Source organism: Oceanicola granulosus HTCC2516 (assembly GCF_000153305.1).
Classification (GTDB): domain Bacteria; phylum Pseudomonadota; class Alphaproteobacteria; order Rhodobacterales; family Rhodobacteraceae; genus Oceanicola; species Oceanicola granulosus.
The window spans coordinates 239,997-251,854 of sequence record NZ_CH724108.1 but is presented as its reverse complement, the minus strand read 5'-3'; the positions used below and the strand labels follow the sequence as shown (position 1 = coordinate 251,854).

The 11,858-nt window shown below is 71.5% G+C and carries 13 protein-coding genes; 7 read left to right on the top strand and 6 right to left on the bottom strand.

Going from position 1 to position 11,858, the window contains the following annotated elements; translation table 11 throughout:
* Positions 1–340 precede the first annotated feature (340 nt).
* On the bottom strand, positions 341–2,839 hold the full coding sequence (locus OG2516_RS13575) for a GcvT family protein (RefSeq protein WP_007256272.1): 2,499 nt from the start codon (positions 2,837–2,839) through the stop codon (positions 341–343).
* Between the two features lie 251 nt (positions 2,840–3,090).
* On the opposite strand from OG2516_RS13575, the gene panC reads away from it, so the two are divergent.
* The 4 genes from panC to OG2516_RS13560 all read left to right on the top strand — a co-directional run bounded on the left by panC (position 3,091) and on the right by OG2516_RS13560 (position 5,361).
* The gene (panC, locus tag OG2516_RS13570) at positions 3,091–3,948 is read left to right on the top strand and encodes a pantoate--beta-alanine ligase (RefSeq protein WP_007256271.1); all 858 of its coding nucleotides are present in this window, start codon (positions 3,091–3,093) and stop codon (positions 3,946–3,948) included.
* Entirely contained in the window at positions 3,945–4,757 is an 813-nt protein-coding gene (panB, locus tag OG2516_RS13565) for a 3-methyl-2-oxobutanoate hydroxymethyltransferase (protein WP_007256270.1), read from the top strand. The genes panC and panB overlap by 4 nt, the downstream gene beginning before the upstream one ends.
* Positions 4,758–4,838: 81 nt before the next feature.
* Complete coding sequence (locus OG2516_RS20005) at positions 4,839–4,979, top strand: hypothetical protein (protein ID WP_007256269.1); 141 nt, start codon at positions 4,839–4,841, stop codon at positions 4,977–4,979.
* A 1-nt stretch (position 4,980) separates the two neighbouring features.
* Positions 4,981–5,361, top strand: coding sequence for a DUF4260 domain-containing protein (locus OG2516_RS13560; RefSeq protein WP_007256268.1), 381 nt, complete (start codon positions 4,981–4,983; stop codon positions 5,359–5,361).
* 24 nt (positions 5,362–5,385) lie between these two features.
* On the opposite strand, the gene OG2516_RS13555 is transcribed toward OG2516_RS13560, so the two are convergent.
* Both OG2516_RS13555 and OG2516_RS13550 read right to left on the bottom strand, forming a co-directional pair.
* Positions 5,386–5,886, bottom strand: coding sequence for a pyridoxamine 5'-phosphate oxidase family protein (locus OG2516_RS13555; protein WP_007256267.1), 501 nt, complete (start codon positions 5,884–5,886; stop codon positions 5,386–5,388).
* Entirely contained in the window at positions 5,886–6,083 is a 198-nt protein-coding gene (locus tag OG2516_RS13550; RefSeq protein ID WP_007256266.1) for a CsbD family protein, read from the bottom strand. The genes OG2516_RS13555 and OG2516_RS13550 overlap by 1 nt, the downstream gene beginning before the upstream one ends.
* A 405-nt stretch (positions 6,084–6,488) precedes the next feature.
* Between OG2516_RS13550 and OG2516_RS13545 the strand changes: the two genes are divergently transcribed.
* The 3 genes from OG2516_RS13545 to OG2516_RS13535 are packed head-to-tail and all read left to right on the top strand — an operon-like array spanning position 6,489 to position 8,219.
* A complete protein-coding gene (locus tag OG2516_RS13545; protein ID WP_007256265.1) occupies positions 6,489–6,980 on the top strand; it encodes an SH3 domain-containing protein in 492 nt (163 codons plus the stop codon).
* Positions 6,981–7,008: 28 nt separating this feature from the next.
* Positions 7,009–7,911 carry a cation diffusion facilitator family transporter gene (locus tag OG2516_RS13540; RefSeq protein WP_007256264.1) on the top strand — a complete coding sequence of 301 codons (903 nt, stop codon included), beginning with the start codon at positions 7,009–7,011 and terminating at the stop codon, positions 7,909–7,911.
* 56 nt (positions 7,912–7,967) lie between these two features.
* The gene (locus OG2516_RS13535; RefSeq protein ID WP_007256263.1) at positions 7,968–8,219 is read left to right on the top strand and encodes a hypothetical protein; all 252 of its coding nucleotides are present in this window, start codon (positions 7,968–7,970) and stop codon (positions 8,217–8,219) included.
* A gap of 43 nt (positions 8,220–8,262) precedes the next feature.
* Here OG2516_RS13535 and OG2516_RS13530 read toward each other — a convergent pair whose 3' ends face one another.
* From OG2516_RS13530 to OG2516_RS13520, 3 genes are all read right to left on the bottom strand, one after another.
* Positions 8,263–8,802 (bottom strand): hypothetical protein, encoded by a 540-nt coding sequence (locus tag OG2516_RS13530; RefSeq protein WP_007256262.1) that lies wholly within the window; start codon positions 8,800–8,802, stop codon positions 8,263–8,265.
* Between the two features lie 101 nt (positions 8,803–8,903).
* Positions 8,904–10,931 (bottom strand): M3 family metallopeptidase, encoded by a 2,028-nt coding sequence (locus OG2516_RS13525; protein ID WP_007256261.1) that lies wholly within the window; start codon positions 10,929–10,931, stop codon positions 8,904–8,906.
* Between the two features lie 57 nt (positions 10,932–10,988).
* Complete coding sequence (locus OG2516_RS13520; protein WP_007256260.1) at positions 10,989–11,783, bottom strand: amino acid ABC transporter permease; 795 nt, start codon at positions 11,781–11,783, stop codon at positions 10,989–10,991.
* Between the last annotated feature and the right edge of the window lie 75 nt (positions 11,784–11,858).

Below are 11,858 nucleotides of genomic sequence, written 5' to 3'. Positions count from 1 at the left end.
TACACCTCCACCGTCACCCGTCCACCCGGATTCGGCCATCGACCTCAGGGCCTCCGCGCCACCACGCCTTCGCCCGCTGCGTGCCGCGCGCATCCCGGTAGGCCGGGCTTCGGCCCGGCACCCCGGCCCCGATCGCGCACGCCCGCCGGGCTGAAGCCCGGCCTACATCCCCACCGTCACCCGTCCGTCCGCATCCGCTCTTCAACCTCTGCGCCTCCGCGGCTCCACGCCTTCGCCCGCTGCGTGCCGCGCGCATTCCGGTAGGCCGGACTTCAGCCCGGCATCCCGGCGCCGATCGCGCGCCCATGCCGGGCCGAAGCCCGTGCCTACGACCCCACCGTCACCCGTCCACGCGGATCCGCTCGTTCTTCGGGTCATAGGGGCTGTCCTCCGTGATCTCCGCGTCCCAGAGCGCGCCCATCATCCGCACCTTGAGCCGCGTTCCCGGCGTCGCGAAGGCCGGGTCGACATACCCCATCCCGATCGACTTGCCGAAGGCCACCGAATAGCCCCCCGAGGTCAGCCGCCCGACGCGCCGCTCGCCGTCGTAGAGCGCCTCGCGCCCCCACGGATCGGCATCGTCCGGCCCGTCGACGAGCAGCGTGACGCACTTCGAGCGCACGCCCGTCGCCTCCATCTCCGCCTTGCCGTGGAAGTCCTTGCCCATGTCCACGAAGCGCGGCAGGTCCGCCTCGAGCGGCGTGGCGTCGCGGCCGAGCTCGTTGCCGAAGGCGCGGTAGCTCTTCTCCTGCCGGAGCCAGTTCTGCGCCCGCGCGCCGACCAGCCTGAGCCCGTGCGCCTCGCCCGCCTCCATGATCCGGTCGAAGAGGTGGTTCTGCATCTCCATCGGGTGGTGCAACTCCCAGCCGAGCTCGCCCGTGTAGGCCACCCGGATCGCGTTCACCGGCACCATGCCCAGCTCGATGCGCCGCGCCGAGAGCCAGGGGAAGCGCTTGTTCGACAGCGCCGTCTCCGGCTCCGCGTCGCGCACCAGCCCCTTGAGCAGGTCGCGCGACTTCGGCCCGGCGACGGCGAAGACGCCGTACTTGGTGGTGCAATCCTCCAGCCACATCGGCCCGAACTCGGCCACCCTGTCCGCCACCGCCTTGGCGAGGAAATCGCCGTCGTAGGCGTGCCACGCCCCGGCGGAGACGAGGTAGAACGTATCCTCGGCGAGCCGCACGATGGTGTATTCCGTCCGCGTCGTGCCCGCGCCGGTCAGCGCGTAGGTCAGGTTGATGCGGCCCACCCGGGGCAGCCTGTTGGTGGTGAACCAGTCGAGGAAGGCCGCCGCGCCGGGGCCGCGCAGCAGGTGCTTGGTGAAGGCCGAGGCGTCGATCATCCCGACGCCCTCGCGGATCGCCGTCGCCTCGTCGACGGCGTACTGCCACCAGCCGCCGCGCCGGAACGAGCGGGCGTCGTGGTCGAACGCCTCGGGCGCGTCGGGCGGGCCGAAGTAGTTCGGCCGCTCCCAGCCATTCACCGTCCCGAACTGCGCGCCGCGCGCCTTCATCCGGTCGTAGGACGGCGCGGTCCGCAGCGGCCGACAGGCGGGGCGCTCCTCGTCGGGATGGTGCAGGATGTAGACGTGCTCGTAGGCCTCCTCGTTCTTGCGGGCGGCGTACTCGGTCGTCATCCAGTCGCCGTAGCGGCGCGGATCGAGGCTCGCCATGTCGATTTCGGCCTCGCCCTCGACCATCAGCTGCGCGAGGTAATGCCCGGCCCCGCCGGCGGCGGTGATGCCGAAGGAGAAGCCCTCGGCCAGCCACATGTTGCGCAGTCCCGGGGCGGGGCCGAGCAGCGGGTTGCCGTCGGGCGTGTAGCAGATCGGGCCGTTGTAATCGTCCTTCAGCCCCACCTCCTCCGACGAGGGGATGCGGTGGATCATCGACATGTACTCCTCCTCGATCCGGTCGAGATCGAGCGGGAAGAGATCGGCGCGGAAGCTCTCGGGCACGTCGTACAGGAACCGCGCGGGGGCGCCGCGCTCGTAGGGGCCGAGGATCCAGCCGCCGCGCTCCTCGCGGACGTACCACTTCGCGTCGGCGTCGCGCAGCACCGGGTGCTGCGGGTTGTCCTTGCGCCATGCCACCAGCGCCGGGTCCGGCTCGGTGACGATGTACTGGTGCTCCACCGGGATCGCGGGGATCCTGATGCCGAGCAGCCGCGCCGTGCGCTGCGCGTGGTTGCCCGTCGCGGTGACCACATGCTCGGCCTCGATGACCACCTGCTCGTCGCCCGCGACGAGATTGCCGCCCTTCTCCACCATCTTCGTGCAGCTGACGCGCCACGCGCTGCCGGTCCACTCGTAGCCGTCGACCTGCCAGCGCCGCTCGATGCTCACCCCGCGCTGCCGCGCGCCCTTGGCCATCGCCATGGTGACGTCGGCGGGATTGATGTAACCGTCCGTCGGGTGGTAGATCGCGCCCTCCAGGTCGTCGGTGCGCACCAGCGGCCAGCGCTCCCTGATCTGCGCCGGGCTCATCCACTCGAACGGCACGCCCACCGTCTCGGCGGTGGCGGCGTAGAGCATGTACTCGTCCATCCGCGCCTTCGTCTGCGCCATGCGCAGGTTGCCGACGACGAAGAAGCCGGCGTCGAGCCCCGTCTCCGCCTCGAGCGTCTTGTAGAGCTTGATCGAGTGGTCGTGGATCCACGTCGTCGCGTAGGACATGTTGAAGTACGGCAGCAGCCCCGCGGCGTGCCAGGTCGAGCCGGCGGTCAGCTCGTCGCGCTCGAGCAGCATCACGTCGCTCCAGCCGGCCTTCGCCAGGTGGTAGGCGATGGACGTGCCGACGGCGCCGCCACCGACGACGAGGGCTCTGACTTGGGTCTTCATGGCACACGCTCCCTGACTCGACGCCCTCTCTTGGCGCATTTCCCCGCCACCGCGCCCGAACACGCCGACGCTCGGCAAGCGAAAACCGACATCCCCCGCGCTTCATCTGGCTCCAAATATGCCGACGGGGCCCCGGCGCGGGCACCGCCCGCGCCAGGGAGGATGAAGCGGCGCGGCACGCGCCTCCGCGCGGTCAGTTGCCCCCCCGGCGCGGCGGGGCTAGGAATGGCGCGACGTCGCCGAGGTGCCCCTTGCAGATCTGCCGAACCATTGCCGACATCCGCGCCGCCGTCGCCGCCTTCCGGGCCGCCGGCGAGAGCGTGGGGCTGGTGACGACGATGGGCGCGCTGCACGAGGGCCACATGGCGCTGATGGCCGAGGCGAAGGGCGGGCACGACAGGGTCGTCGCGACGATCTTCGTCAACCCGACCCAGTTCGGCGAAGCGGCCGATCTCGCCGCCTACCCGCGCACCGAGGCCGCCGACATCGAGATGCTCGAGGCGGCCGGGGTCGACGCGGTGCTGATCCCCGAGCCGGGCGAGATCTACCCCGAGCACGACGAGACCATCGTCGAGACCCCCCGCCTCGCCAGCATCGGCCACGGCGCGGTGCGGCCCGGCCACTTCCGCGGCGTGACGACGGTGGTGGCGCGGCTGTTCAACATCGTGCTGCCCGACGCCGCCTATTTCGGCGAGAAGGACTACCAGCAGCTCGCGGTCATCCGCCGCATGACCCGCGACCTGCACTTCCCCCTCGCGATCCGCGGCGTCGCCACCGTGCGCGCGCCCGACGGCCTCGCCCTGTCGTCGCGCAACGCCCGCCTCGCGCCCGAAGACCGCGCCGCCGCGCCGGTGCTGAAGCGCGCGCTCGACGCCGGCGCGGCGCTGGCCCGGCCCGGCGTCGCCGTCGCCGACATCGCCGCCGCCATGCGCGACGTGGTCGCCGCCGAGCCGCGCGCGCGGCTCGAGCAGCTCGACATCGTCGACCCCAACAGCTTCCTGCCCGCCACCGGCCCGCTGACGCACCCCGTGGGGGTGATGATCTCCGCCCGCTTCGGCCCCGCCGCCGATCCCGTCCTTCTCATCGACCAGATGGAGCTCGCCCCATGAGCGCACAGGCCCCCGTCCGCCGCATGACCGTTCCGCAGCTCGCCCGCCGCAAGGGCGGCGAGCCGATCGTGTCGCTCACCTCCTACCACGCCCACACCGCCGCCATCGTCGACCGGCACGCGGACTTCATCCTCGTCGGCGACAGCCTCGGCATGGTGATGCACGGGATGGAGACGACGGTGGGCGTGCCGCTCGACTTGATGATCATGCACGGCCGCGCCGTGGTGCGCGGCACCAGGCGGGCGCTGGTCGTCGTTGACATGCCCTTCGGCACCTACGAGGAAAGCCCCAACGTCGCCTTCCGCAACGCCGCGCAGATCATGAAGGAGACCGGCTGCGGTGCGGTCAAGCTCGAGGGCGGCCGGCGCATGGCGGAGACGATCCGCTTCCTCACCGAGCGCGGCATCCCGGTGATGGCCCATATCGGCCTGACGCCGCAATCGTCGCACGTGATGGGCGGGTTCAAGACCCAGGGGCGCGACGAGGAGACCTGGGACATGCACAGCGAGGACGCCCGCGCCGTCGCCGAGGCCGGCGCCTTCGCGCTGGTGCTCGAGGGCATGGTCGAGCCGCTCGCCGCGCGCATCACCCGCGAGGTGGCGATCCCCACCATCGGCATCGGCGCCTCGGCCGAATGCGACGGCCAGATCCTCGTGCTCGAGGACATGCTGGGCCTGAACCCGTCGACGCCGCCGAAGTTCGTGAAGGTCTATGGCGAGCTCGGCGAGATGATCGAGCGCGCGGTCTCGGACTATGCCGAGGAGGTGAAGTCGCGCGCCTTCCCCGGCGAGGACAACGTCTACCGCTGAGCGGCTATCGCGCGCGGCCCGTTTCTGCTAGGCTCGCCTTACCAGACCCCGGCAAATCGGGGCATTCGAGGACGAGCAGACATGACCCGCACCCTGACCGCGGCACTCGGCATCGCGCTGACGCTGTCCGCCTGCGCCCCCGCGCCCGGAGAGATCTTCTCCTCCCGCAACGCCTTCTCGCCGGTGTCGGTCCCCGACTTCCGGGGCGGCCCGGTCCGCTGACATGATCGGCTGGCAACGCGCCGAGGGCGCGCTCGTGTTCCTGGCGGCGCTGCTGCTCTACTGGCAGATGCCGCCCCTCCTGCCGTGGTGGGCGGCGGTGCTGATCTTCTTCGCGCCCGACCTCAGCTTCGCCGGCTACGCGCTCGGCGCGCGCATCGGCGCGATCGCCTACAACATCGTCCACCTCTACGCCTTCGGCGCGCTGCTCTTCGCCCTCGGCACCCTGCTCTTCGCGCCCCTCGTCGCCACGCTCGGCGCGCTGTGGCTGGCCCATGCCGGGTTCGACAGGATGCTGGGCTACGGGCTGAAATCGGTCGAGGGGTTCGAGATCACGCACCTCGGCCCCATCGGGCGGCGGAAGGCGCGGAAGAGGGGAGCGTGAGGCCGCTCCCCTCTGGTGTCGGTGTCAGGTCCAGCTGACGATCCGGTGGTCGCCCAGGTTGGCGGTGTCGTGCGACATGTTCGCCTTGGCGATCTGGAAGCCGAAGGTGATCGGGTTGGTCGACGACGCCCAGATCGCGGCCTCGTCGAGCGAGAAGCGCAGCAGGCAGACATCGTGGTCCTCCCGCCCCTCCTCGAACCAGGCGGCGGCGACGGCGTTCCAGATCTCGTCGATCTTCGCTTCGTCCTCCACCTGCTCCAGACGCCCCGACATGCAGGCCCAGTAATCATCGTCCTTGCCGATGAAGTTGAAGTGCGCGCTCATCGCGCCGCTCAGCGTGCGCACCAGGTCGGTCTCGCGGGAGGAGATGAACCAGATCACGCCGGTGTCGCGGTCGCAGTAGGGCGTCATGGGCTGGAAATGCTGCCCGGCACCGTCGATGGCGAGCATCCCGGCATGGACCCGGGCCAGCTCGTCGAAGAGCTGGCCCTTGGCGTCTTCTTTCAGACGGCTGGTGTCCGACATCAGCGCTTGGCCAGCCAGTCGTCGACGTCGCGGCGGGCCTCGTCCTTGCTGCGGCCGTAGCGCTCCTGGATCGCGCCCTCGAACTTCTCGCGGTCGCCCGCGGCTTTGTCGTAATCGTCGTCGGTGAGCTCGCCCCACTGGCGCTGCATGTCACCCTTCATCTGTTTCCAGTTGCCTTTGATCTGGTCCCAGTCCATGTCGTCATCCTTCCGGTAACAGGTTTACAGTCGGACCGCCTCGCCGGGCGATCCGGGCCGTGGCCGCCGCGCCCGGGCCGGAGCCGGGGAGCGCGGGGACGCGTGAGACGGCGAAGGGAACGCGCGCCGGGTCTGTCATGGCGGCTCTCCCTTCCGTCGTCTGCCGGCCTCGTCCAGAGAACACGCACCCGGCCCGCGCAGTTCCGCCGCGCGCCGCCCCGACGGCGGGGAACGGCACGGGCGGCCCGCGCCGCCGACCGTCGCGCCCGGGGCACACCCGGCGCGGCGCCGCGTCGCTTCCCGCTTCCGCCGGCAGCGCGGATCTGGCACTGCTGAAGCCACGGGCGACGGTCAAAGAAGCGCCCGGTCAACGGCAACCAGAGCAGTCTTCCAGGACCACCCCACATGATCCGACTGGCAATCCTCGTCAGCGCCCTGTTCCTGTCCGCCGCCGCCGCCGGGGCGCAGGAGGTGGGCGCGGTCACGAACCTTCCGCTGCCGCGCTACGTCTCGCTGAAGACGTCCGAGGGCAACCTGCGGCGCGGGCCCTCGCTGTCGCACCGCATCGACTGGGTGCTGACGCGGCGCAACATGCCGCTGCGGGTGACGGCGGAGTACGGCCACTGGCGCCGCGTGATCGACCGCGACGGCGTCGGCGGCTGGGTCCATTACTCGCTGCTGTCGGGGGTGCGCACGGTCATCGTCGAGGCCGACGAGCTCAGCCTGCTCGGCCGCCCCGACGCCGCCGCGCCCGAGGTCGCCCGTTTCGAGCGCGGTGTGGTTGCGCGCATCGACGAGTGCCTGCCCGACTGGTGCCGCCTCTCCGCGGGCGGCTACCGCGGCTGGGCGCCGAAGGGCGCGTACTGGGGCGTGGAGCCGGGCGAAGTGCTCGACTGACCCGCCCCGCCCGCGCTAGAGGGCGGACATGGACCCGCGTCACGACACCAGGCTCAACCTCTCCGCCGGCGTTCTGTCGTCGTCGGTGGCGCTCGTGCTCGTCGTCGCCAAGCTGTGGGCGCTCGGCGCGACCTCCTCGCTCTCCGTCGCGGCGACGCTCGCCGACAGCGCGCTCGACCTGCTGATGTCGCTCGGCGGGCTGGCCGCCATCGCCTACGCCGCGCGTCCGCCCGACGACGACCACGCCTTCGGCCATTCCTCCGTCGAGGACCTCACCGCGCTGGCGCAGGCAGTGGTGATCCTGCTGTCGGCCGCCGTCATCGCCGTCGCCGCCGTGATGCGGCTGCTGGCGCCGACGCCGCCCGAGCTGGCCGCCGAGGGCCGTGGCATCGCGGTGATGGTGCTGTCGGTCGCGCTGACGGCGGGGCTCGTGCTCTGGCAGGGCCGGGTCGCGGCGCGGACGGGCAACCGCGTCGTCGCCGCCGACCGGCTGCACTACCTCGCCGACCTGCTGCCCAATCTCGGCGCGATCTTCGCCCTCGCCGCCTCCGCCGCCTTCGGCCTGACCCGGATCGACAGCGTCGTCGCCCTCGCAGCCGCCGGGCTGCTCGCGGTCGGCGCGCTCGGCATCTGGCGCGGCGCGTGGGACGCGCTGATGGACCGTGCCGCCGACGACGCCACCGTCGCCGGCATCACCGCCATCGCCGCAAGCCACCCCGGCGTGCTCGGCCACCACGACCTCAAGACCCGCGTCGCCGGCAGCCGGCTGTTCGTCAACCTCCACATCGAGCTCGACGGCGCCCAGACCCTCGACGAGGCCCACGCCATCGGCGCGGCGCTGCGCCGCAGGATTCTCAAGGCCTACCCCCGCGCCGACGTGCTGATCCACAAGGACCCCGCCGGCGACATCCCCGAGCGCGACGACGCGTGACCTGGCGCCCCGGCGTGTTAGCTTTGCCGCACCAGTGCAGTGAGGAGACCGCGCCGATGACCGTAACCGTCGAAACCCTCGAGGGCCGCCTGCTCGCCCAGCGCAAGCTGCTCGCCCGCATCGTCGCCGAAATCGGCTCCGAGCGGCTCGACCGCTTCCTCTCCGAGCGCGACCACCTCGAAGCCCACGAGGAAGACCCCGGCACCTCGCCCGACTCCGGCTACGGCGTCGAGGCCGCGCTGGCCGACGAGTTGCACCGCATCGACGAGGAAGCCGACCGCATCCGGCGCGAACACGCCGCCGGCTGACGCGTCCGGGCCCTCGGGGACGGCAAGGGCCCGGACCGATCCCTCACTCGCTGCCGGTGGTCGGGTCGGTGAGGAACAGGAAGTCTTCGCCGGGGGCCGCCGAGTGGCATGCGATGCAGCCGGCGTCGGCGCCCTTGCCGACGAGACCGGCCAGCGCCATGCCGGCCGGGTTCTGGTCGAGCGTGCCGTCTGGCAGGTACTTGGCGTAGAACCAGTTGTTGGTGTCCGGATCGTAGCCCGCCTCGCGCTGGAACATGATCGTGACCGCGCCGAGATGCTCCTCGGGCGCCGCGAGGACCTCGTCGGCGCTGACCCCTTCGGGTCCGTAGTTGCGCTTGATGATGAGCTGGCCGGTATGCCCGTCGACGGTCGCCTCGGTGTAGTAGGTCTCGAGCATCATGCCGTGCGGATCGGTGCCCGGGTAGGGATGCGACATCACGGCCCCCTCCCCGGCAAAGCCGCTATCGATCATCTGCGCCCAGATCTGGGCGGCGTAATCCTGGTCGGCCTCGGTGCCCGCTTGCTGGGCGATGGCGGTGGTGGCGAGCGCGCCGAGAGCGGCGGCGGCGATGAGCGTGCGCATGGTGATCCTCCCTGGGTGGCAAGACCATCACATGCCGCCCCCCGCCTCACGGTCCAGTCACGAGCCGGAGACCTCACGCAGACGTCGCTTGCTGTAGCAATTCACGCGGCGTCCGCCAGCCCCCGCCCCTTGAGCAACGCCTCGACGCCCGGCATCCGGCCGCGGAAGCGCTGGTAGAGCTCCGCCGCCTCCGCCGATCCGCCGGCCGAGAGCACGTGCGTCTCCAGCGCCTTCGCCATCTCCGGGTCGAACGGCCCGCCCGCCTCCTTGAACGCCTCGAACGCGTCGGCATCCATGACCTCCGACCACATGTAGCTGTAATAGCCGCAGGAATAGCCGTCGCCGGCGAAGACGTGGGCGAAGTGCGGCGTCGCGTGGCGCATCCCGATCGCGTGGGGCATGCCGAGCTCCTCGAGCACCTCCGCCTGCCGCTGCATCGGGTCGGCCGGCGCCTCGCCGTCGTGGAAGGCGAGATCGACGAGCGCCGAGGCGAGGTACTCGACCGTCTGGAAGCCCATGTCGTAGGTCGCCGCGCCGAGCACCTTCTGGAGCATCTCCCCGGGCATCGCCTCGCCCGTCTCGGCGTGGGTGGCGTACTCCGTCAGTACCTCGGGCACCTCGAGCCAGTGCTCGAAGAGCTGGCTCGGCAGCTCCACGAAGTCGCGCGCCACCGAGGTGCCCGAGACCGTGGCGTAGGTGACGTCCGACAGGAGCTGGTGCAGCGCGTGGCCGAACTCGTGAAACAGCGTGCGCGCGTCGTCCCAGGACAGCAGCGCCGGCGCGCCCTCGGCGGGCCTGGCGAAGTTGCACACGTTGAGCACCAGCGGGCGCACCTCTCCGTCGAGCCGCGACTGGTCGCGCATCGTGGTGCACCAGGCGCCCGAGCGCTTGCCGCTGCGCGCGAAGTAGTCGGCGATGAACAGGCCGACGTGCTCGCCGTCCCGCCGCACCTCCCAGGCGCGGCAATCGGGGTGGTAGTGCGGCACCTCGGCGGGCGCGAACTCCAGCCCGAACAGGCGGTTGGCACAGCCGAAGGCCGCCTCCACCATCCGGTCGAGCTGCAGGTAGGGCTTCAGCTCCGCCTCGTCGAGATCGTGCTCCTCGCGCCGCCGCTTCTCCGAGTAGTAGCGCCAGTCCCACGGCTCGAGCGGCCCCGCCTCGCCGTCGGCATGGAGCATCGCCGTCAGCCGCACCTCGTCGGCCAGGGCCGCCGCCCGCGCTGGCTGCCAGACCCGCATCAGCAGCTCGCGCACCGCCGCCGGGGTGCCGGCCATCTCGGTCTCGAGCTTGTAGTCGGCGAAGCTGTCGTAGCCGAGCAGCCCCGCCCGCTCCTCGCGCAGCGCGAGGATCTCGGCGGCCAGCGCCCGGTTGTCGGTCTCGCCGCCGTTGGCCCCGCGTGCGCTCCACGCCTCCCAGGCGCGCCGGCGCAAAGCGCGCAGCGGCGAGAATTGCAGGAACGGCACGATCAGCGAGCGCGACAGGGTGATGACCGGCCCGTCATGGCCGTTGTCGCGCCCCGCGGCCCGCGCGGCGGCGACGAGGAACGGCGGCAGCCCCTCGAGCTCGGCCTCGTCGAGCTCCATGTACCAGCCGCGCTCGTCGGCGAGCAGGTTCTGCGTGAACGCCGTGCCCAGCACTGACAGCCGCGCCTTCACCTCCGTCAGCCGCGCCTCCGTCGCCCCCTCAAGCCCGGCCCCGGCGCGCACGAAGCCGCGCCGCACCAGGTACAGCACCCGCGCCTGCTCGTCGCTCAGGCCGAGCTCCTCGCGGTCCTGCCACAGCGTCTCGATGCGCCGGAACAGCGCCTTGTCCGAATGGATCGCCGACGCGTGGGCCGAGAGCTTGGGCGACACCTCGCGCATCAGCGCCTCGCGCGCCTCGTTGCTGTCGGCCGAGGCGGCGGCGAAGAACGCGCCGAGCACCCGGTCGAGATCGCGCCCCGACCGCTCCAGCGCCTCGATCGTGTTGGCGAAGGTCGGCGCCGCGTCGCTCGCCGAGATCGCCGCCACCGCCGCCCGCGCCGCCTCCATGCCGGCATCGATCGCGGGCGCGAAGTCGGAATCGTCGATTTGCTCCCAGGGCGGCACCCCGAACGGCGTGTCCCAGGTCTCGAGCAGCGGGTTGGTCATGTGATCGGCCTCCGTTTCGGCGGCGAGCCTAGGCTCCCTGCCGCCCGGCCGCCACCCCTAGCCCGGGTGGCTCCGCCGCAGCCGCCGCTCCAGCCGGCGCAGCAGCAGCGACAGCGAGATCGTCATCACGAGGTAGATGAAGGCGACCATGTTGTAGGTCTCGAAGTAGCGGAAGTTGCCCGCCGCGGTGACCTTGCCCATCTGCGTGACGTCGGCCACGCCCAGCACCGAGACCAGCGAGGAATCCTTCACCATCGCCACGAAGTCGTTGCCCAGCGGCGGCAGGATGCGCCGGAAGGCCTGCGGGAAGACCACGTGGCGAAAGCGCCGCCACGGCGACAGCCCCAGCGCCTCGGCCGCCTCGACCTGCCCCTCGTCGACGCTCTGCAGCCCGGCCCGGAACACCTCGGCGATGAAGGCCGAGTAGCCGATGCTCAGTGCCATCGTCGCGCGCCACACGAACGGGAAGTCGCGGGTCCGCACCGGCTCCAGCCCGATCCGCGCGCCGATCTCGTTCCACCCCGCCACCAGCGCCGGCGCGAGCACGAAGGCGACGTAGAGCAGCAGCACGATGATCGGCACGCCGCGCACGATCTCGATGTAGAATCGCGCCGCCTGCCGCAGCGCCAGGTGGCGCGACAGCGACGCCATCGCCAGCCCGAGCCCCATCAGGCTCGCCAGCGCGAAGCCCGCGAGGGTCACGATTACCGTGATCCGCACCCCCTTGGCGAGCGCGTCGAGCACCTGCAGGTAGATGTCGGTGCTGGCTATGCGCCAGCAGAACCACAGGCCCAGCGCCACGACGAGCACCAGCCAGTACGGAAAATCCCGATCCGCCGACGGCCGCGCCATCAGTGCCTCGCCCTGTCTCTGTCCTGGAAATATCCCGGGGGGTGCGGGGGGCAGCGCCCCCCGCCGGGTCGGCGC

What these genes read in the sequence shown, in the direction of transcription:
- OG2516_RS13575 (WP_007256272.1), bottom strand. Translation starts at nt 2,839, where the DNA reads ATGAAGACCCAAGTCAGAGCCCTCGTCGTCGGTGGCGGCGCCGTCGGC.
- panB (WP_007256270.1), top strand. Translation starts at nt 3,945, where the DNA reads ATGAGCGCACAGGCCCCCGTCCGCCGCATGACCGTTCCGCAGCTCGCC.
- OG2516_RS20005 (WP_007256269.1), top strand. Translation starts at nt 4,839, where the DNA reads ATGACCCGCACCCTGACCGCGGCACTCGGCATCGCGCTGACGCTGTCC.
- OG2516_RS13560 (WP_007256268.1), top strand. Translation starts at nt 4,981, where the DNA reads ATGATCGGCTGGCAACGCGCCGAGGGCGCGCTCGTGTTCCTGGCGGCG.
- OG2516_RS13555 (WP_007256267.1), bottom strand. Translation starts at nt 5,886, where the DNA reads ATGTCGGACACCAGCCGTCTGAAAGAAGACGCCAAGGGCCAGCTCTTC.
- OG2516_RS13550 (WP_007256266.1), bottom strand. Translation starts at nt 6,083, where the DNA reads ATGGACTGGGACCAGATCAAAGGCAACTGGAAACAGATGAAGGGTGAC.
- OG2516_RS13545 (WP_007256265.1), top strand. Translation starts at nt 6,489, where the DNA reads ATGATCCGACTGGCAATCCTCGTCAGCGCCCTGTTCCTGTCCGCCGCC.
- OG2516_RS13540 (WP_007256264.1), top strand. Translation starts at nt 7,009, where the DNA reads ATGGACCCGCGTCACGACACCAGGCTCAACCTCTCCGCCGGCGTTCTG.
- OG2516_RS13535 (WP_007256263.1), top strand. Translation starts at nt 7,968, where the DNA reads ATGACCGTAACCGTCGAAACCCTCGAGGGCCGCCTGCTCGCCCAGCGC.
- OG2516_RS13530 (WP_007256262.1), bottom strand. Translation starts at nt 8,802, where the DNA reads ATGCGCACGCTCATCGCCGCCGCCGCTCTCGGCGCGCTCGCCACCACC.
- OG2516_RS13525 (WP_007256261.1), bottom strand. Translation starts at nt 10,931, where the DNA reads ATGACCAACCCGCTGCTCGAGACCTGGGACACGCCGTTCGGGGTGCCG.
- OG2516_RS13520 (WP_007256260.1), bottom strand. Translation starts at nt 11,783, where the DNA reads ATGGCGCGGCCGTCGGCGGATCGGGATTTTCCGTACTGGCTGGTGCTC.